Below are 20,648 nucleotides of genomic sequence, written 5' to 3'. Positions count from 1 at the left end.
GTTCTTTTGTCCATAATCCCATGTGTGCTCCCCAACCTTCCTATATATCTATTTTAATAGATTTGGGAGTTTACACAATCTATTTTACAGACTCTGAAATTCCACGATGGTTCATATTTAGCTAAACCTCCAACAGCCCAATCCTCCACAAATCCCTCGGAAACAACAAGATCAAAGGGCTCGGATTCTTATTCTATTCAAATTATTATCGACAAGTCACTACGTAAACTAAGGAACCGCCATATACCGAACGGTACGTACGGTGCAAAAATAGCTGCAAGCCCCGGGTTGGCATCAGCGATGTCTGTAACGCCTGTGCCTGGTTTGCCGTTCTCGTTATAGGCCGGCTTGTAAAGGCGAATGATTTATACATATAAAACTATTTTCTATCGTATTTATCACTTCCGTTATTTGATTTCTGGCGATCTTATGGGATAGAGTAGCCTACTCTTACACAATCTAAATAGTATTTCTAAGGAGTGGTAGAAATGGCTCGTGTTTTATTTATTAATGGTGGATCAGAGGGGCATATCAATCCAACTATTGGAGTTGTACAGGAGCTTATCTCGCGTGGAGAAGATGTAGTGTACTTTTGCATAGAAGCTTTTCGGGAGCGTATTGAGAAGACGGGAGCAACAGTTCGAACATTTGACGAACATAAATTTATAAAAGCCTTTATTTCAGGCGGGAGAGATTATTTACTTGAAAGAATCAACGGCCTTTTACTTACGGCAGACATAGTCATACCAAGCGTTCTTGAACAGATCAAAGGCGAACATTTTGATTATATCATCCATGATTCCATGTTTGGTTGTGGACGGTTACTTGCTCAAATTCTTAAGCTTCCTGCAATCAACTCGTGTACTTCTTTTGCGCAGACAAAAGGTTCATTTGATAAAATGTTGGAACAATCGTTTGTAAAAGTCCATACAGAAATTGTTAAACCTATAAACGATAAATTTCAAAGCCTGACGGTAATGGTGAAGGAAAAATATGATGTGGAAATCCATTCTCCTTACGAAGTATTTTGTAATCCTGCACCCCTTACAATCGTTTATACAACAAGGGAGTTTCAACCTTTTGGGGAAGCATTCGACCCAACGTATAAATTTGTGGGCCCTGCCATCTCTTCACGATTAACTCAAGAAAACTTCGACTTTACTGCAATCAAAGGAAAAAATCCACTTTACATTTCCCTGGGTACAGTCTTTAACCAATCTATTGGTTTCTATAAGCTTTGTATTGACGCATTTGGGAACACGGATCATACGATTGTTATGTCCATTGGGAATAAAGTCCAAATTTCTGATTTGAGGGAAATTCCTAAGAACTTCATCGTAAAGAATATTGTCCCGCAAACGGAAGTACTGCAATACACAAAATTATTCATTACACATGGTGGAATGAATAGTACCCATGAAGGCCTCTATTACGGGGTTCCGTTAATTGTAATCCCACAAAGCGCGGATCAGCCGATAATTGCGGGGCAAGTCGCCAATATTGGAGCAGGCGTTATATTACAAATGCAGAGCTTGACTGCAAATCAACTACGTGAAGCCGTAGATCATGTGTTGGGCTGCTCATCTTTCAATAAAGCCGTTGCAACGATTAGGGATTCCTTTCGAACATCAGGTGGGTATCATCAAGCTGTTGATGAGATTTGTGAATTTAAAAGTCAATATCATCTCTAAATATAAGCCATCCAACCAAGGATGGCCTTTAAACTTGCCGTTAGAGATAGTTAATTGCTGAACGGGGCAATAATAGATGGCTTCTCGTTAAAGGAGCTAGCACTTGAGTTAACGATTGAAGGAGTCAGGGTTATTTTCAGTCTGATGAATTGGCAGTTGGATCTCGAACGCTGTTTTTTCAAAAGGGACACTCGTCAAAGTAATTGATCCGTTATGGAGAGTAACGATTTCTTTGACAATGGATAGTCCAATGCCGAGTCCTTCGCCTTTTCTGCTGTCATCGACACGATAGAACCGTTCAAAAACATACTCTTGTTCTTGTAAAGGAATGCCGAGTCCTTTATCGATAACCGTCATGGAGATGGTATCATCATTTTTCGAAAGTCCAATCTCAAGGTAAAGACCATCCAAGCCGTAACGGATCGCGTTGTCCAATAGGTTCCGCAGAGCACGTTCGATTAGGGAGGCATCAATCCGAGCTTCGATGTCCTCGTCCGGGATGTTGACTTCAACAGTGAAGTCTTGCCCCTCTAGAAACATCAGGTAGTCTGCGGCGATTTTACGCATCATTTCAGATACATTATGCACAGCAACATTAAGCGCTAAATTCCCCTCATCCTGCCGAGTAACATCTAACAATTGATCTAAGAGCTTATCCATATAACGAGAGCGCTGAAGCAAAATTTTGGCACTCGCTTGCAACTCCTTCTCATCCTTATACAATCCAGCGCGAATCGTTTCTGCGTAGCCTAAAATCATCGTAAGTGGGGTGCGTAGATCATGGGAAAGATTAGATAGTAGCAACTTGCGTCTGGTGTCTAATTGCTTGATTTGTTCGCCTTGATTGTGAATACGGCGGGCCATGGCATTATAATGCGCAGTGAGCTGGCTAATCTCATCTTTTTTCGTGTCCTCTAGTATAGTGATTTCACTTTGGAGGTTAAGCTGCCCTATAGCATGATTGAGCTTATTGATACGCTTGTTCATGGAAAAGAAAAACCATAGAGATAGCAGATATGGAATTAAGAAAGCAACAATTAACGGTAGCATAAAAGTAGACATGACCTTAAAGGTACGCATAAAGAAATAAATTTGTCCTTGTTTCATGGCGTCACTGGACAAGCTCATTAGCAAGTAATAGGGTTGATCCTGTAGGCTAATGGAAAAAGTAAGCGTAATGGGTTCATCGATCCCCCAGAGGTTCTCTGGCATATAAAGCATACGATCCGCAAGCTGCTGAAAATCATATTTTTTTTCTTCCCCGAAGGTATCATAAATCGTTGATCCAGCTGCTGAAATCCATTCATAACGAATATCAGGATGGTTGGTATGTGCATTATCCAGTATTGGCGATATGTCTGCGGCAAGAAAAGCTTGATGCTTTGCAATCGTATCAAGGATTTCTTGCGAGATAGCGTTCAGGCCTTTCAGATTATAACCCCTATCACCTATTTTACCCATAACGAGGGTAAGTGAAGTAAACAGAAGAATACTAATGATTGCACTAATGAGCATAAGTAGCCAAAGCTTTGTTCGATTTTTCATTGTCCATCTCCCGAGAATCTGTAACCGATTCCACGTATGGTTTGAATGTAAGGAGGTGAGCCCTCCCTGGATTCAAGAATACTTCGCAGTCTGCTTATAAAGACACTTAAATTGTTATCATCAAAGTTTTCATGATTCCACACCTGCTTGTAAATTTCCCTTTTGGTTAAAACGCGGTCTGGATTTTGCATGAACATCTCCATAATTTGGCACTCTACCGGGGTCACAGGAAATGATTGTCCATCATTTATCAAAGCATAACTATCAATATCCAGAACTAACTTATTTAATCGCAGAACCTTAGCAGGATAAGAGGAATAAGGGCGATGTCTTCTTAACTGTGCTTGCACGCGAGCACCCAACTCCATTGGACTAAAAGGCTTTGTAACGTAATCGTCTGCACCTAATCCGAGCGTCACGATTTTGTCTTGCACTTCTCGTCTTGCACTAAGCGCAATAACTAACGATTTGGCATTTGCTTCTCGTAAATAGTGGAGCACCTCAAACCCGTTGCCATCATCCATCATGAGGTCCAGTATCAATAATTCTATGGTATGTTCCTGTAAATACTGAATAGCTTGTCGTCCTGAACTGGCTTCTATGACTTGAAGTTCTGCTTGTTCTAAATGCATCCGAATTAACTGACGAATTTCAGGTTCATCATCTACAATTAAGATCTGATTGATGGTGAATCACTCCTCCTTTTCCAATGACATGAATCCCATCGGGATCACAATCAAATCATAACAATAATAAATAAAGAAATATATATATTATACAATGCATTAAGAATCTATTAAGAAAGTCACATCTGTATGTTGATGTAATGGTAAGCAAAAAAGACACTAGTGCTCGGCTGCTCTAGTGTCTTTTTTACTTGCTGTTTCAGACAACGGTGTGACGAGGGCTCCTCAAGCGCCTGCAGATATCTGCCTGGGGTAATAGACTTTATTTAAGGAGTATATTCATTATTAACATGATATCGTCCTATGGGTAGCACCATAGGAGAACCCGAGATCGGATCTTCTATTACCGAGCAATCAAGCCCGAAAATGTCTTTCACTAATGTGCCTGTAATAACCTTAGATGCCTCACCCTCAGCTACAAGCTTACCTTTATGAAGCGCAAAAATATGGTCTGCATAACGTGCGGACAAGTTTATATCATGTAGAACCATTAAAATCGTAGTTCCGTGTTTTCGGTTCATCGAGAAATAAAATGTCGGTTTGTTGGGCCAGAGCCATTGCAATCCAGACACGCTGTCGTTGACCGCCTGAAAGCTCGTCAATATTATGATTGGCAAACTCGGTTATATTCATAATGGTCATTGCTTCGGCAACGGCTTCATAATCCTTTTTGGTCCAACCGCTCAGTAAGGATTGATGCGGAAACCTTCCTCGTCCAACTAAATCCGCTACAGAAATCCCTTCAGGAACAATGGGGGACTGTGGCAGCAGCCCGATCACTCGAGCTAATTGTTTGGCTGGGATTTTGCCGATGGGTCTTCCGTCTAGAGTCACCTTGCCGGATGTTGGTTTTATTAGCCGGGCTAGTGTTTTAAGAAGCGTAGACTTTCCGCAGCCGTTGGAGCCAATAATAACGCTTATTTTATTACTAGGGACAATAAGATCCACACCGTGGATAACCGTTTTATTCTCATAGCCCGCTACGAGTTGTTCGGCTTGAAAAATATGTGTTGGTATCATCATAATTCCCCCTTTCGATTCATTCGGATTAACAAGAAGATCAGATAAGGCGCTCCGAGTAATCCGGTAATGATACCTACAGGGAATCTGTACTCAAAAGCGAATTGTCCGATTAGATCTGACGCCAGGACCAAATTAACGCCAACAAGACCTGCTGGAATCATGTTTGAGGATCCGGCTCCGACGAGTCTATTCGCGATCGGTCCTGCAAGGAAGGAGACAAAGGCGATCGGGCCCGTGGTAGCAGTAGCAATTGCAACCATACAGACGGAACTCACAATCAGTCCAATTCTTGTCTTGTCCGTGTTCACGCCGAGAGAAGAAGCGGATTGTTCTCCAAGTTCCAATATACTTAGATGTTTTCCCAGCACGATTAGGATAGGCGAACAGATCACCACGATAATGACAAGAGGCGGAAGCTCGCTCATTTGAGAGCCATTGAGGCTGCCAGTGAGCCATCTGAGTGCGGAGGGAATGTCTTGTTCAGAACCAACGACCAGAAGATAGGAGATGACAGCATCAAGCATAGCTTGTATGCCTATCCCGATAAGGATTAATCGCCCTATTGAAAATGACTTCCCTCTGGATAGTACGAAAATGAATAGGACCGTAGCAAGGCCAGCAATCACCGCAGCAAGGGAAACAATTGCTCCGCTTGTCTGAAGGACAAGTATGCAAAAAACAGCTGCCGCACTTGAGCCAGACGTAATCCCGATGACATTTGGGTTCGCAAGGGGGTTCCGCAACATGGTCTGGAAGGTGTAACCTGCAAGACCAAAAGCAAATCCTGCAAAAAGACCCGCAAGCATTCTTGGTAGACGTATGGTACTAACGGCAAAAGAGACACCTTTGAGCTGCTCTCCTGAAAGCGCTCGTAGTACATCTTTAACGGGATAAATGGTGTTCCCTAGTAAAAGCATGGCACAGCAAAGAATGACTGCAAGTGCTGCAAGGAGGCTAGTAACAAGTATCCAGCGGCGGCGTCTTTGACGTCTGCCCGCCATAATAAATTCAATAGTCTGATTTGTCATAATGAACGCACTTTCGATCGCATAGCTAATATGATTAGGATTGGAGCTCCTATAAACGCTGTAACTATACCGACTTCAAGCTCTCCAGGGTTTGTAATGAGCCTGCCTGCTACATCGGATAGAGTCAGAATGATTGCTCCAGCAATTGCTGACATAGGTATAACATAACGTAAGTCGGGTCCAAGAATAAGGCGTACGACGTGAGTGGATAACAGTCCGATAAAACCAATAGGTCCAGCCAGAGCAGTAGCCGCGCCACACAATATAACACCCGCGAAAGCTGCAATAAACCGCAGGATTCCTGTTCGGACGCCCAGACCTGTTGCAACTTCGTCTCCTAGTGCCAGGGCATTAAGTGCCGGGGCTGTAATAAAAGCGATGAGTATTCCGATGATCAGAAACGGGATGAATGTACCAATCCCGCTCCAGGTCGCCGAGCCGACGCTTCCCACTTGCCAAAACCTGAACTGATCCATGACATAAGAGCGTGGAATCATTATAGCGGTGACCAGAGAAGAAAGAGCTGCACTTATGGCGGCTCCGGCCAAAACAAGCTTAATGGGCGTGGCTCCGCCACGCCCCATAGAGCCGATTCCGAATACAAACACTGCAGTAATCGCAGCCCCAGCTAGAGCTAGCCATATATATTGACTCGCGCTACTTATGTTCAAGAAAGCAATCCCGAAGACCACAAACAATGATGCACCTGTGTTTACTCCCAATATACTTGGGTCGGCAAGAGGATTGCGAGTGACGGATTGCATAAGCGCTCCGGAAACTCCAAGTGCCGCCCCACAAAGTAAACTGAACACGGTTCGGGAAATCCGCTTGCGAACCACGTTCGCCCCGTAGGAGTCTACGTCTTGGTGAAATAAGCCGTCTACCAGTTCATGAAATCTCACGGGTCGAGAACCGAAGACCAGTGAGGCAATCACGCTTACGCCTAGCAGGATAAAACAAATGATCAGAACGAAGGTGAAATTCTTAGGAATATGTGAACTTGGCTGGTTGTTGTTCGGAATCGATGAACTATTCATTTATCTTGTCAATAGCTCCACCGATTAATTTCAAGTAATCGTCGATGGTATAAGAAATCGACAGTGGATTTGGCGTTCCAGCTGCTACCAAAGGGGTATCGCTCTCTATAAACGCAACAGAACCTCTTTGGATCGCAGGAATCTTGCCAAGCAGTGGATCGGCTTTAAGGGCTTGATACAATTCGTCATTACCATATCCAACGATTAGATCTGCATCATTAAGGGCCTCAGCATTCTCAGCGCTTAAACTTAAGGAGTAGCTGGTAGGATCCGTAATCAGTTTAGTGATACTTTCAGGATCAACCATCCCTAGCTCATGCAGGAAAGAGACGCGAGAGTCCACAGGTGTATAAATATGTAGTTTAGACATATCTTCTGCCGAGAAGTTAACCCAAACCACTTTCTTGCCTTTAATCTGAGGATACGCAATGACCTTTTCGTTAATCATGTCCTCAGTGTCCTTAATGAGTTGCTCGCCTTCCGCTGCCATACCCATACCCGTTGCATTTAAAGTGACTTGCTCACGCCATGTGGTTGTCCAAGGAGCAGTCGGATAGGCCACAACCGGAGCGATTTCACTAAGAAGATCGTAGTCTTCCTGAGTTATACCGGAGTAAGCTGCAAGAATGACATCCGGCTTTGAATCTGAAATTGCCTCAAAATCAAGACCGTCTGTATCCATGAAAACATTCGGGTCCTTTACGCTGAGTTCCTCTAGCTTTTTGGCTGTCCAAGGCAAAAGTCCGCTATCATCCTGAACACCGAAATTCGCCGCCGAAAAGCCTACAGGAACAACGCCAAGAGCGAGAACGACATCGTGATTTGCCCATTGAATGGTAGCTACGCGTTCAGGCTTGCTCTCAATTACAGTTTCGCCCAAAGCATGCTTGATGACGATCGGATATTGGGTATTTTCATCCTGGGAAGCGGGAGTTTCTGTTTTAGACGTTTCGGTACTTGTCGAAGCACTTTCAGTCGAAGTTGGTGCAGGTGTTGAATTTGAGCCTGAACAACCAACTAGTGAGATCATAAGTACAGCCGAAATAATTAGTGTTATTAATGAAATTTTTCGTTTTGCATTCATTTGTATACCCTACCTTATCATGAAATGTATTTTTAAATAGTACGGACTAACTTTTCTGAGTAAACACACATAAATTATAATTTTTTGTAAACTTTTTGATAAAAGATATTTTTGCTTTCCACTTCGGTGATGATCAGTAGTAATGGGATGATGCTGTTATATTTTAAGTCTCCTTTTTTTATATTTGATAATGATTATCAATTTCATTAATATATATTCACTTTGACGGATTGTCAATGAAAAGATGAAAGGCAGGTTATCGATAATTAAAATAAGCGCTACTAAAAGTAGCTTCACTTTTAGTAGCGCTTATTTAATTCACTCATGCACCCTTCAATACTAACTACTTATACCTTTTCTTCAATCATTTCCTTTTTTTTCATAGGCATAAATAATACTATGATAAATGCGACAATGGCTAAGATCATCATGAAGTAATAGGCATCACTTGCACCTAAAATGGAAGTAAGAGATTTAAGTAACTCAGTAGTAGTAGATGGATTTTCCTGCATCAATGTTGTTGCATGGCTTGTTGCCTGGACTGTATAAATCGTAATTACGACAGCAGTACCAATCGCCCCAGCAATTTGGCGAACGGTATTATTCACTGCTGTACCGTGCGTACCGAGTTGTTTGGGTAGCGCATTTAGTCCGGCCGTATTGAGTGGCATTGTAATGAAGCTTAATCCAATTCGTAGGCCAATCGTACGAATCATTAAATACATATACGTTGTCGATTCAGATAAATCTGTTACCGCCCACATGGATGGGATAATAAACAGTAAACCAATGATAAACAGTGGCTTCGCACCAAAGCGATCGAATAATTTACCAGTGATGGGTGACATGAAGGCATTCACGAGTGCACCCGGTAATAATAAGAGCCCTGCATCAAATGCTGTAAATCCACGACCATTTTGTAAATAAATCGGCAATAAAATCATATCTGCGTACATCATCATCGTGACTAATACGTTAATAAGAGACGTTAACGTAAAGACTTTATTTTTAAAGACAGATAGATTCAACAGGGGGTCATCGGACTTAATTTGGCGAATACAGAAGATGGCTGTTACAACGATACCAATCACTAATGAAAGTACCACAATTAAATCGTCCCAGCCTTTACTACCTGCACTACTGAAGCCGTATAGAATAAGGCCAAATCCGACGGTTGATAAAAGAACACTGACCACATCGAGCTTCGCCTTAGACGTTTCGGATACATTCACCAAATATTTCAGTGCCAGCAAAATGACAATGATGACAAGTGGGATTATGCCGATAAATAACCAGCGCCAAGAGTGAAATTCGATGACAAATCCCGCAAGTGTTGGTCCAATGGCAGGAGCGAAAATTATCGCCAGTGCAAGTAGTCCCATGGCGCTGCCACGTTTCTCAACTGGGAAAATGGCAAGAACGACACTCATCATGAGCGGCATAATAATCCCTGCACCTGCAGCTTGAATCATACGTCCTACTAATAGCACACTAAAGGTTGGCGCCGCTGCACAAATAATCGAACCGACTAATAAAAATAGCAGGGCACTTATGAATAGTTGACGTGTTGTAAAACGTTTCATTAAATAGGCTGTAATCGGAATCAATATCCCGTTGACCAGCATAAAGCCCGTTGAAATCCATTGTACGGTTGTTGCTGTTACATCAAATACATCCATTAAATTACTTAATGCGACATTTAATAGCGTTTGATTCAAGGTTGATAAGAAACAGCCAATGATCAAAATGGTTAGTAATATGCCTTTATTTATTTCTTTATTGTCTTTTGGCATGGAGTAAATCCTCTCTTCATTGCTTTTTCAACATGGTGTCGATAAAATAAATCATATCAGCATTCAAGATGAATGCCTATTTGCAATTCCTTCGAAAGTGTTGACTAATCGACATAATTACATGATTTGTTAATGAAGTAAAAAATAATCGACGATAGAGGGATAACATGTCTACACATAAAAAAGAAGACCCACGCGCCATTCGATCGAAAAGGATGCTGAAGAAGGCTGTTTTTTCCTTATTAGGTGAAAATCTCGATATCCCTCAGTTGACCGTTCAGAAAATTGCTAACCGTGCAGAACTAAATCGTGCAACCTTTTATTTGCATTATGATGATATTAACGACTTGTTACGCCAGATTGTACATGAAATTTTTGACGACCTAGCTTTGAAAATTGAACCGTTATTAGAAGTAAAGAGTAGTAACGAGCAGGAACGGTTGGTTACATTTTTGGATTGTGTTTATGATTATCGGAAGATTTTTGCTGTATTAATTGAGAATAAAGGATTCAAAAACAACTTGTTTAACTTAATAAAAAATACGATAGAAAGGCGAAGAAAGGCGAGAAACATTGAATCCACAAAGGACGCAGTTTCGGTTGATATTATTGCATCATCACTACTGGGGATCATTATGTGGTGGATTAAGGATGGCACTCAATTTAGCTCTGAATACATAGCAGGTCAAATTATCTCAATGCATGCAAAAAGGCACATGTAAGTAAGGTGTAGGAAAAGAAGACTGTAGAGCTTGTGAAGCATCATATAAATACTCTCTATATAGAGCTGAAAATGCCGGGCTGACAGAACTGTTAGAAAAAGGGGAACTTTGCTTTAAACACAAACATGTAAGGTGTTAGGTACGGTTTGCACATTCCGCATAATTAGTCCACCGACCTGTAAAAGGTTAGGGACTTTTAATTATGGTTCAGCCCTTATGTATCCTCAAATCACAACCTAGAGGCAATAATGATATTCTTGTCTACTTACTTATATATGATGAATATCCAAAAAAACCAATATTGTCATATGACAAAACTAATGACACGGGTCACTACTCGGCCCAAAATTTTATATTTATAATAGAATCAATTTCATAATTCCAAAGCCTTACTGCGCTTAAGTTCGTAGAGCATAAAAAAAGGAGTACCTCCCCAAATCTCGAAGTGTTTAGTACCCCTACCAGACACTTATGAGAAGAAAGGAGCATCTCCCAATGTACAATATTCAACAAGAAAGCCTGTTTTCCTTGCAAGACTTATTAGAAATGTCACCCAAAGATACCTACGGCTATCTCTTTGACACGTTAGATATTAATCCATTCTTACGTGTTGTGTCGAAGAAAGCCTTTTTAGGGGCACCGACTCAGCTCAATTATGCAGCTATGCTTCATTCGCTTTTTATTCGAATTGTGGAACGAATTCCTACCATAAAAGATCTAAGGAAACGTTTAAAAAGAAGTATTGAATTTTGCACGGACTGTGGCTTTACCGGCTCTGATCGGATTCCAAGTGAAGCATCGTATACACGGCTGATCCAAAAGCTTCAAAAATCGAATGTCTTTCAGCAATCGCAAGAAAAATTAGTTCAGCAAGCCTTTCAAGAAGGCTTTATCGATGCAACAACAATCGCTATGGACGCCACTCATATTGAAGCTAGAGATCGCCGACCGGAGAAGAAGAAAGACGATACCGATCAACCAGCAGCTGAACTTCCGAAGAAGAAACGCGGCCGTAAATCCAAGGGTGAGCGTGAGCAATGGTTAAAGGAACAACTGAAACTCGAAGAAAATCTCCCCCTGTTCGAGAAGAAGGTAGAAGCACAATTAACTTACGGGTATGACGCGTTGGTGAAGGAAATTCCACTCACCCCAGCATGGGGTGTGAAGAAGAACTCCGAAGGTAAAAACGTGTTCTGGTATAGATTTAAAGCACATCTGCTGGTCGACTGCAAAAGCCAATATATACTTACAGGATTGCTTTCTTCCGGCAATATCAATGATGGAAAAATGGCCATTCCCTTGCTTAAAGGACTGTCCGAAAGACATCCTAACCTACCGGTTACTCATGTGCTTGCAGATGCTGGTTATGATTTAGTTCCAATTTACAAGCAAGCCGAGATGATGAACGCGAGAGCGCTCATCGATTACAACCGTCGCAATGAAAACCAGGATGCAGACGTGGACAAATACTTTCGTCCGACCTGCAAAGAAGGCCATTCATATCGGTACGACAGCTATGATTCGAAATACGAAACCGTAAAGTACACGCAGCCGAAAGAGTGTGAGGAATGTCCGTTTAACGATGGACAATGCCAGAAGGTCTTTAAGAAAAAGATCGACGATAACCCAAGAAAATACACCGTTCCAGCTCGTGGTAGTGACAGTTATTACGATCTGTACAAGAAGAGAACAGCCGTTGAACGGGTGAATGCGTATCTGAAAGAGTACTTTCAATTGAATAACATCCGCCATCGCGGAGCACTGGCTAAGGTTGATTTTGAGCTTGCTTGTCTGACCTACACGGCTTGTAAGCTAACAGTTGATCGCTTGAACCAAAGTATTAAAGCTACAAAAATGGCTGCATAGCTCCTATTTCAAAAAAATGATGTTGTAATTTTCGGATTGTCTGATTATTGAGAGGACGCTTTATGAAATTGATTCAATAGGTAAAGAGAAAAATAGGTCCGATATATATATTTTAACAGATGAAACAGGAGGCGTACAAAATTGCTAAGAACATTTAAGAAGGCAGTGTCAATAGTACTCGTTTTAAGTTTATTTCTAAGCGTGTTTCCGAAATTTACTTTTGCGGATGACAAAAGTTCATTTAAGGAGTTTGTTTATTTTTCTGTAGAAGGAAGCGATCCCGGGTTCATCGATAACGTGAACCATACGATCAACGTCGTCGTTCCTTTTCGTTCCGCAGTCAACAATATGCTTGAAACCTTTACGGTTTCTGAAGGTGCGTCCGTTCTTGATCATACCAGTGGGCATAAGCGCACTGATTATACGAGACCCGTAATATTAACGGTTGTTGCCGAGGATGGCAGTATGCAAGACTATACGGTTACGGTAACTATCGGGCCTAGCAGCTTAAAGTCTATACTAACATTTAGCTTGTCGAATCCTGCAGTGACGGGTCTTATCGACGACGAAGCCTTTGCGATCTTTCTCACCGTTCCGCAAGGTACGAGTGTGACTGCGTTGAAGCCTATATTTACTACAGATGAAAGCGCGGCTAAAGTTAAGGTCAATGGTGTTGTTCAAATTAGTGGTGTCAGCACCCAGGATTTCACAGTCGCGCAGCCATTGATATATACGGTTGAAGCCTTGGATGGTAGCACAAGAAACTATCCAGTTACCATTTTCCAAAAAGAGCCCAGTACGTCCAAGGAAATCACTTATTTCGGGTTGGCATCGCTTTCTTCGGTTGGATTAATCGATGAGACAAACCATAAGATAGATCTTATGGTTCCCTTCGGAACAAACTTGCAATCCTTGGCACCGGCATTTACATCCACGGGTACCGGGGTGTATGTAAATGGAGTACAGCAAATTAGTGGTGAAGGCGTCTTAGATTTCTCATCGCCTGTTTTTTATGTTGTTTATGATGAAGCCGGGGGCTCTCAAACCTATACCGTGACCGTACAAGCTGCGACTGCAGGTGCAAGCACAACCAAAGATATGCTGACCTTTGCCGTTGCAGATGTAGAGGGTACTGTGAATGAAGCTGAGCATACGATATCCATTATATTGCCTAATGGAGGTTTAGGGCTCAATCAAATTGCAACATTTACGACAAATGGTCAAACTGTAAAAATAGGAAATGTTGTCCAATATTCCGGGATGACGGTTAACGATTTTACAAGTCCGCTGACGTACACTGTAATTGCAGAGAATGGGTTAACGCAAAATTATGTGGTCACAGTGGTCTTGGTCAATCCATCTGCGAAAGTTGCCTCTGTAATTGTGCCAGCGAATGGGAATTACGCGTCAGGGAGCCACCTCTACTTTACGGTGGCGTTTGATCAGGCAGTTATTGTGGATACGACGAATGGGACGCCATATTTGCCGCTAACGATCGGAAGCAAGTCAGTTATTGCCGCTTATGCGTCCGGCTCGGAAAGCAACACGCTGACATTTAGTTACACGGTTCAAGAAGGCGATTCTGACTTGGACGGCATAGCCGTCGGTTCGAGTTTATCGCTTAATGGAGGTACTATTAAAAATAGCGATCGCATTGATGCGACATTAAGATTAAATAACGTAGGCAGTACGGCAGCGGTGCTCATCAGCACTACTGCGACGGTATCAACAACTGCGGTAACGAATGTTACTTCAACTTCGGCCAGTGCAGGCGGAGATGTAACCAGCGAGGGCAGTGCGGCTGTAACCGAACGCGGTATTGTTTATTCTAAGAGCAGTAATCCAACAATACTGGACATGCAGATTGTCGTTGCCGGCACGACAGGCAACTTTTCTTCGAATCTGACCGGACTTACAGCGGGAACAACCTATTACGTTCGCGCATTTGCGACGAATAGTGTAGGGACAAGGTACGGAAACGAGGTTATCTTTACGACAACGTTGCCGAACAGCGTAGCGACAGTATCAACGGATCCGGTAACGAGTATTACCTCAATCTCGGCAGACGTAGGCGGGAATGTAACCATCGAGGGTGGTGCGGCGGTAACCGTACGAGGTATTGTTTATTCTAAGAGCAGTAATCCAACAATACCGGAGGACAAGCAGATCATCGTTGCCGGCACGACAGGTGGCTACACATCGAATCTGACCGGACTTGAAGCGGGAACAATCTATCACGTTCGCGCATTTGCTACGAATAGCGTAGGGACAAGCTACGGAGACGATGTTATCTTTACGACGCTTCCAACGACGCCTCCAATTACAACAGTAATTGCTATGTCTTTAAACAAGCATACTGGAACAATGCAAGTTGGGGATACTTTCACTGTAGTAGCTACTGCAACTATGAGTGACACGACTACTCAGGATGTAACTTCTCTAATTACTTGGACAGCGGATGATCCTTCTAAAGTTTCCATTAATAATGGCGTGATCACAGCATTACAGTCAGGCAGTGTAACAGTACAAGCTATGTTTTCAGGAACTTCAGTAATCGTTGATCATATTAATCTCAGCATTACTAATCCGTCTATTCCAGAAACTCATGGAACTCAAGGAACTCAAGGAACTCAAATCAATGGTACTAATGTAATTACTGTAGAAGAGCCTCCAGTTAGTACTTCTCCAATCTTCAGCACGGTTGTTAATATTGCAAAGGTTATCTCAGAAATCACTAAGAAGTTAGAAGACAGCAAAGGAGTGTCTGTAAACTTTAATGACACGGCTTCTCACTGGGCAGATAAAACGGTTAAGTTATTTACTAAGCTTGGAGTTTTAAAAGGATACGTGGATGGTTCATTCCGGCCTAATGACAGTATTACTCGAGGAGAGTTTGCTACTATCATTTTTAGAGTGTTTGGATTAACTAGTTCTACATCTACTACATTGTCAGATGTTAAAGATCATTGGGCTGAAGATGCGATTATGGCATTGTCCTTTAATGGTATTATCGCAGGTTACGAAGATGGCACGTTTAAGCCTGACAGACAAATTACTAGAGCTGAAATTATTTCTATTATTTCAAAGTTAGTAGTTCTCAAGACAACTTCTAGTCAAGGTACTTTTAAAGACATTGATGGGGTCTGGAATAAAGATCAGATTCAGGCAGCGGCTTCTATGGGACTAGTAAATGGTCAGTCAACAGATCACTTTGCACCACAATCCAATGCTACTCGCGCAGAAGTACTTACAATTATATTGCATGTATTAGAATTAGACTCAAGTCTTAGATCTTTATTTGAAAAATAAAATAGTAAAGACGTGGGCGTGTGGGTAGATTTTACTCACACGCCTTTTCTTTTGAGAATAACGAGGTAACATTCATTCACATAAAATCAACAGTGATACTATCAAACATTGTAATACATACGAATAATAGTAAAGGTGAGATGATCATGGGAGCAGATTTATCGCGTGGTGCTGATAAATGGCACTCAGGCACTATTTTGTGCATATGCACAAAAATATTCATTGGAATATCAATTGTTTAACGACAACAATACAAATATAATGAAAACGTATTCAAGTTAGTGAAGCAGGATGACTTTAGAGGGGTAATAGAAAGATTCACCACAATACATGTATATACGTGTAGATCAATAAAGCCTACTTTGTGAATAAACTTACAAGGCCTGTGGTGAGTGCTCATATTGGCTCAATAGGGTCTACGAAATTCAAAAATCAAAATCACCCTGAGGAGGATTTGAGATGGCAATGGATATTAGTTGGATTGGGGCCTTAGCCGGACTAGCGCTGGCAATTATATTGATTTTGTTTAAACTGGCACCAACGTATGCATTGATTCTGGGAGCAATTGTTGGAAGTTTTATTGGTGGGGCGAATTTTACAGAGGTAATCAGCATCCTAATTTCCGGAACACAAAGTGTTCAAGGTACAGTTATACGCATCATCGCTGCAGGTGTTTTTGCTGGTGTAATGATGGAATCTGGATCAGCGGGAACCATTGCAAAAGTTATTGTTGATAAACTCGGTGGAACGAAAGCTATGCTATCGCTAGCACTGGCTACCATGGTTATCACAGCGGTAGGGGTATTCATTCCTGTTGCCGTATTGATTGTTGCACCTATCGCGTTGTCCGTGGGACACAAAATGGGATATTCCAAGATTGCCTTGCTAGTGGCTTTATCTGGCGGTGGTAAAGCGGGTAACATTATTTCACCTAACCCGAATACCATTGCAGCGGCGGGCGGATTCAATCTCGATGTTAACCAGGTCATGCTCGGCGGATTAGTCCCTGCTCTGTTCGGATTAGCAGTTGCGGTTCTTATCGCATCATTAATTAAATATAAAGGCACTAAAGTAACGGATCTTGAAGCTGCCGAATTAGAAAAAACAAGCACCACGAATCTACCACCATTATCTAAAGCTCTAGTAGCTCCAATCATCGCTATTGTTCTATTGATGATTAGCCCGGTTGGTTCGATACTAGGCGTTGATTTCCTCGCAGATCTAAAAATTGACTCCTTGTTTATCCTGCCATTTGCCGGTGTAGTTGGCTCCTTGGCATTAGGTAAGTCAAAAGAAATAGTGAATTATTGTACGGCTGGTTTAAATCGAATGACACCAACGATTCTGATCATTATCGGCGCAGGTGCCATTGGCGGATTGATTACAGCGTCAACCCTGCCTGCAGAAGTTGTTGCTCTTGTACAATCATCGGGCATTTCCGGGGTCTTCCTTGCACCTATAGCAGGAATTTTAATGGCAGGAGCAACAGCATCCACTTCAACAGGTGCCATTTTGGCTACGGGTTCATTCTCAAGTGCGATATTAAATACAGGTGTAGCCCCTCTATCGGCCGCAGTTATGACCCATACAGGTGCTACAGTAATCGACCATTTACCACACGGAACATACTTCCACGTTACACGTAATGCCATGGGCATCAGCATGAAGGATAGAATGAAGGTTGTCCTGTTTGAAAGTATGGTTGGTATAACGATGACTATAGTAGCAGTCGTTCTTTTCGGATTTATCTTATAAAAGGGGAGGAGAATAATTCATGGGTAAAATATTTATGTTAGCTCCTGATTCGTTTAAAGAAAGCATGACGGCAAAAGAAGTATGCGAAGCCATGGAAATCGGTATAAAGAGAGCTATTCCAGATGCGGAGTGCATTCATGTACCTATGGCTGATGGAGGTGAAGGCACGGTCCAGTCCTTGGTAGATGCAACAGGTGGCACCTTGATACAAAAAGAAGTGACCGGCCCTCTGGGTACACCGGTTCTCGCCCATTATGGAATTTTGGGAGATGGCAAAACAGGTGTGATTGAAATGGCATCAGCCAGTGGAATTCATCATGTTACGAAGGAAACCAGAAATCCTTTGATTACGACGACCATAGGAACGGGTGAATTAATTAAGGATTGTATTGAAAAGGGCATTACGAATATCATTCTAGGCATTGGTGGAAGTGCTACGAATGATGGAGGGGCTGGAATGGCTAAAGCACTGGGGTATAAATTCCTAGATAAACAAGGGATTGAGCTACAGCTGCTTGGTGGAGGAAACCTACTTGAGTTGGATAGGATCGATTCCTCTGATGTGCTTCCGCAATTAAAAAATATTAATATCTTGGTAGCATCGGATGTAACCAATCCATTGTGCGGGGAGCGCGGCGCATCTGTTGTTTTTGGTCCCCAAAAGGGTGCCACTCCTGAAATGGTTACAGTTTTGGATGAAAATTTAAGACACTATAGTAACATAATAAAACAGCAACTTGGAATTGATATTGTGGATGTACCTGGTGCAGGAGGTGCGGGCGGCCTTGGCGGTGGACTAATCGCTTTCACCAACGCTACAATGAAAAAGGGAATTGAAATTGTAATCGAATATACAGGGTTGAAAGAAAAACTAAAAAATGTGGATTACTGCTTTACAGGAGAAGGTGGGATCGATTTTCAGACGAAATTCGGCAAAGCACCTTACGGAGTTGCTAAGGCAGCTAAGAGTGTTAACGGCAGTATGAAAGTGATCGCCCTGGCAGGATATGTAGGCAAAGATGTGGAGACTTTGTACGATGAAGGATTTGATGCCATCTTTGGAATTGTTCCCGGAGCAGCAGATATTAATACCTTACTGGCACAAGGCAAGGAGAATGTTGCCCGTACATCTGAAAGTATTGCCAGATTGTTAAAATAACATAAAAGAGGGTGGCCCATAGTCAGATGTGGACATCCTCTTTATTTTATTCGATTAATCAGCATAAAAATGAGTTCCATGAGCTCCAAAATATTTTTGGGATCTTTGCCTGTAATGTTATAAATCTTGTTTAATCTATAGTTTAATGTATTCCTGTGGATCATGAGTCTATTGGCGGTTTCATTGGCGTTAAGATTACAGTTAAGGTATATCTGGAGCGTTTTTATTAATTCATCATGTTTTTCCAGAGAATGGGCTAGCCGTTCTAATCTTGTATCATTTTTTAGTAGCCTCGACATATCGACGATGAACTCACGTTTTCCATAGGAGATGGATTTCTCGTTGAAGTAAACACCCTTCAATACGCGCATAGCTGATTTGGCTTGCACAAGTCCTTCAGAAATCGTGTCGTTCATATTACTGATGGAAATGAAAGCATCTGGATACTGATTGCCTATTGTTTGTCGCTGAGATTCAATCTTATCTACTTCCTGAAGGACTATGCAAAGCGAATATTTCGACATTTTAAAGGAAGATAAGCTTGTAGTGATATCCTCAGCAATCTCATTAGGAGATTCCACATAAATGATTTGGGAGGGCTTAGTTAACTGAATGCCATAGGTCAATGCCTGATTCATTAATTCTTTCGTATAGGTGGTGTCCGAGTTTATCATTAAGCTAAAAAATTCTTGCTTTAAGTTTTTTTTCAAATTCTCCTTTTCCAATGTGATACTATGGTCGATTAACAAAATAACAGCTGACTTTACAAGGTTTCCGAAGGGCCCCGTTTCCTTTACTTCACCGCTGATTCCTACCACTCCAACAATACTGCCATTTAATTCGATCGGTAAGTTAATACCCTTCTTTACGAATTCCTCATCTTTGTTAATTTCCACGATTTTTCTTTGCTTTATGGCTTTCACCGCACCATGATGCAGCGTACCAACCCTTCCTTTATGTCCACTCCCGATGATCATACCTGTGTGATCCATAATATTAATATTATATGGAATATCCTTCATCATTCTATCGACAATGTTTTGGGCCTGATGATGCGTCAATTCATACATAGCTGGATCTCCTTCATAATCACGTCTCTAAGTGGAAGCATCAATCAACACACCCGTTCGGTTTAAGAATTTTGTGCAAAAGAACAAAGGCTGTACAAGGTCCCTTTATTAATAAAATGGATTAGCTTCATGTAGAATTATATCAATAACTATTTTAAGGGTCTATGAGCATACAGTTACAATGTATTCCAAGCCAAGTTCCAATAATCGCTGTTTATTGTAAATGAGATAGAGTATTGATACCAACAAGGTTTATAGGAGAACTTTTTAATTCCTAAGATGCCATATATGCAAAATTAACGAATGCATAGTCGAGCCAAATTCTTAGCAGTATCCGTTAGTTGGGCTCAAAAAGAAACCCCGGAGGGTGAGATGACCCCCCAAATTTGACATTTGGGGGGTCATTCTCTCAACAATCGGCTTTGGTACACTGCATGCTTTAACGACATCATTAAGTGATTCATTATATGAACTCGAATTTACAATAGAATCATGTATACCACATCTAATAAAGCCCTAGTGGAATCGGGATGGAGAGTTGTGCTTCTGGGTATGTTAGAACAAGACATCGAGGGGAGTGTGGCATATGGCAAGAAGAAAGAGAAGATATGCGGTGCCGGGGGTGGAACAAGGGATGCAGGCTTTCAAAGCAGACGTAATGAAGCGTGAAGGATATACGGTTGATCCGAATCAACCCGACGATGTGAAATACGAAGTGGCTAAGGAGCTTGGTGTATCTCTGCATCAAGGTGACAATGGAGGGCTGACTACAGAATCAGTTGGGCAAGTCGGTGGTAAAATAGGAGGTGCTATGGTACGGGAAATGATCCGTCTCGCACAAGAGAAATTAGCAAACAAAGAGTAGAGCTAAAGACTTCTG

14 protein-coding genes and 3 pseudogenes are annotated in these 20,648 nt (G+C 41.9%); 7 read left to right on the top strand and 10 right to left on the bottom strand.

The annotated features are described in order from the left end of the window. Positions 1–488 precede the first annotated feature (488 nt). Positions 489–1,691, top strand: coding sequence for a macrolide family glycosyltransferase (locus J2T13_RS12180; protein ID WP_429371557.1), 1,203 nt, complete (start codon positions 489–491; stop codon positions 1,689–1,691). 108 nt (positions 1,692–1,799) lie between these two features. Here J2T13_RS12180 and J2T13_RS12175 read toward each other — a convergent pair whose 3' ends face one another. The 9 genes and pseudogenes from J2T13_RS12175 to J2T13_RS12135 form a co-directional block, all read right to left on the bottom strand. Beyond that, positions 1,800–3,236 carry a sensor histidine kinase gene (locus tag J2T13_RS12175; protein ID WP_429371555.1) on the bottom strand — a complete coding sequence of 479 codons (1,437 nt, stop codon included), beginning with the start codon at positions 3,234–3,236 and terminating at the stop codon, positions 1,800–1,802. Next, positions 3,233–3,463 (bottom strand): winged helix-turn-helix domain-containing protein, encoded by a 231-nt coding sequence (locus J2T13_RS12170; protein WP_429371565.1) that lies wholly within the window; start codon positions 3,461–3,463, stop codon positions 3,233–3,235. The genes J2T13_RS12175 and J2T13_RS12170 overlap by 4 nt, the downstream gene beginning before the upstream one ends. Before the next feature lie 95 nt (positions 3,464–3,558). After that, positions 3,559–3,664 (bottom strand): annotated as a pseudogene (locus J2T13_RS12165) (DNA-binding response regulator); the annotation flags it as partial. Next, positions 3,644–3,868, bottom strand: a pseudogene (locus tag J2T13_RS12160) (response regulator); the annotation flags it as partial. The pseudogenes J2T13_RS12160 and J2T13_RS12165, both read right to left, overlap by 21 nt. A 320-nt stretch (positions 3,869–4,188) precedes the next feature. Continuing rightward, a pseudogene (locus tag J2T13_RS12155) lies at positions 4,189–4,942 on the bottom strand (ABC transporter ATP-binding protein). Continuing rightward, a complete protein-coding gene (locus J2T13_RS12150) occupies positions 4,942–5,973 on the bottom strand; it encodes a FecCD family ABC transporter permease (RefSeq protein ID WP_429371553.1) in 1,032 nt (343 codons plus the stop codon). Before J2T13_RS12150 ends, J2T13_RS12155 begins: the two are co-directional and overlap by 1 nt. Continuing rightward, a complete protein-coding gene (locus tag J2T13_RS12145) occupies positions 5,970–7,010 on the bottom strand; it encodes a FecCD family ABC transporter permease (RefSeq protein ID WP_429371551.1) in 1,041 nt (346 codons plus the stop codon). Before J2T13_RS12145 ends, J2T13_RS12150 begins: the two co-directional genes overlap by 4 nt. After that, on the bottom strand, positions 7,003–8,094 hold the full coding sequence (locus J2T13_RS12140; RefSeq protein ID WP_429371549.1) for an iron-siderophore ABC transporter substrate-binding protein: 1,092 nt from the start codon (positions 8,092–8,094) through the stop codon (positions 7,003–7,005). Before J2T13_RS12140 ends, J2T13_RS12145 begins: the two co-directional genes overlap by 8 nt. 347 nt (positions 8,095–8,441) lie before the next feature. Then, positions 8,442–9,887: a DHA2 family efflux MFS transporter permease subunit gene (locus tag J2T13_RS12135; RefSeq protein WP_429371547.1), complete on the bottom strand. Its 1,446-nt coding sequence runs from the start codon at positions 9,885–9,887 to the stop codon at positions 8,442–8,444. Positions 9,888–10,054: 167 nt separating this feature from the next. On the opposite strand from J2T13_RS12135, the gene J2T13_RS12130 reads away from it, so the two are divergent. The 5 genes from J2T13_RS12130 to J2T13_RS12110 all read left to right on the top strand — a co-directional run bounded on the left by J2T13_RS12130 (position 10,055) and on the right by J2T13_RS12110 (position 18,698). Then, the gene (locus tag J2T13_RS12130) at positions 10,055–10,609 is read left to right on the top strand and encodes a TetR/AcrR family transcriptional regulator (protein WP_429371545.1); all 555 of its coding nucleotides are present in this window, start codon (positions 10,055–10,057) and stop codon (positions 10,607–10,609) included. A 495-nt stretch (positions 10,610–11,104) separates the two neighbouring features. Next, on the top strand, positions 11,105–12,475 hold the full coding sequence (locus J2T13_RS12125; protein WP_429371543.1) for a transposase: 1,371 nt from the start codon (positions 11,105–11,107) through the stop codon (positions 12,473–12,475). Between the two features lie 141 nt (positions 12,476–12,616). After that, entirely contained in the window at positions 12,617–15,784 is a 3,168-nt protein-coding gene (locus tag J2T13_RS12120; protein ID WP_429371541.1) for an S-layer homology domain-containing protein, read from the top strand. 465 nt (positions 15,785–16,249) lie between these two features. After that, the gene (locus J2T13_RS12115) at positions 16,250–17,539 is read left to right on the top strand and encodes a GntP family permease (RefSeq protein ID WP_429371563.1); all 1,290 of its coding nucleotides are present in this window, start codon (positions 16,250–16,252) and stop codon (positions 17,537–17,539) included. A 19-nt stretch (positions 17,540–17,558) separates the two neighbouring features. Continuing rightward, positions 17,559–18,698, top strand: a complete 1,140-nt coding sequence (locus tag J2T13_RS12110; RefSeq protein WP_429371539.1) for a glycerate kinase family protein — start codon at positions 17,559–17,561, stop codon at positions 18,696–18,698. A gap of 41 nt (positions 18,699–18,739) precedes the next feature. On the opposite strand, the gene J2T13_RS12105 is transcribed toward J2T13_RS12110, so the two are convergent. Continuing rightward, entirely contained in the window at positions 18,740–19,768 is a 1,029-nt protein-coding gene (locus tag J2T13_RS12105) for a CdaR family transcriptional regulator (protein WP_429371537.1), read from the bottom strand. A 586-nt stretch (positions 19,769–20,354) separates the two neighbouring features. Between J2T13_RS12105 and J2T13_RS12100 the strand changes: the two genes are divergently transcribed. Then, positions 20,355–20,633 (top strand): alpha/beta-type small acid-soluble spore protein, encoded by a 279-nt coding sequence (locus J2T13_RS12100; RefSeq protein ID WP_429371536.1) that lies wholly within the window; start codon positions 20,355–20,357, stop codon positions 20,631–20,633. Positions 20,634–20,648: the final 15 nt, after the last annotated feature.

Origin of the sequence: Paenibacillus sp. DS2015 (genome assembly GCF_050433705.1) — a bacterium.
Classification (GTDB): Bacteria; Bacillota; Bacilli; order Paenibacillales; family Paenibacillaceae; genus Paenibacillus_AQ.
This window is presented reverse-complemented; position numbering and strand designations above follow the sequence as displayed.

Excerpts from the sequence above, each read along its gene's own strand:
- J2T13_RS12100 (WP_429371536.1), top strand. The coding sequence starts at position 20,355 with ATGGCAAGAAGAAAGAGAAGATATGCGGTGCCGGGGGTGGAACAAGGG.
- J2T13_RS12125 (WP_429371543.1), top strand. The coding sequence starts at position 11,105 with ATGTACAATATTCAACAAGAAAGCCTGTTTTCCTTGCAAGACTTATTA.
- J2T13_RS12130 (WP_429371545.1), top strand. The coding sequence starts at position 10,055 with ATGTCTACACATAAAAAAGAAGACCCACGCGCCATTCGATCGAAAAGG.
- J2T13_RS12140 (WP_429371549.1), bottom strand. The coding sequence starts at position 8,094 with ATGAATGCAAAACGAAAAATTTCATTAATAACACTAATTATTTCGGCT.
- J2T13_RS12105 (WP_429371537.1), bottom strand. The coding sequence starts at position 19,768 with ATGTATGAATTGACGCATCATCAGGCCCAAAACATTGTCGATAGAATG.
- J2T13_RS12180 (WP_429371557.1), top strand. The coding sequence starts at position 489 with ATGGCTCGTGTTTTATTTATTAATGGTGGATCAGAGGGGCATATCAAT.
- J2T13_RS12150 (WP_429371553.1), bottom strand. The coding sequence starts at position 5,973 with ATGACAAATCAGACTATTGAATTTATTATGGCGGGCAGACGTCAAAGA.
- J2T13_RS12175 (WP_429371555.1), bottom strand. The coding sequence starts at position 3,236 with ATGAAAAATCGAACAAAGCTTTGGCTACTTATGCTCATTAGTGCAATC.
- J2T13_RS12110 (WP_429371539.1), top strand. The coding sequence starts at position 17,559 with ATGGGTAAAATATTTATGTTAGCTCCTGATTCGTTTAAAGAAAGCATG.
- J2T13_RS12145 (WP_429371551.1), bottom strand. The coding sequence starts at position 7,010 with ATGAATAGTTCATCGATTCCGAACAACAACCAGCCAAGTTCACATATT.
- J2T13_RS12115 (WP_429371563.1), top strand. The coding sequence starts at position 16,250 with ATGGATATTAGTTGGATTGGGGCCTTAGCCGGACTAGCGCTGGCAATT.
- J2T13_RS12135 (WP_429371547.1), bottom strand. The coding sequence starts at position 9,887 with ATGCCAAAAGACAATAAAGAAATAAATAAAGGCATATTACTAACCATT.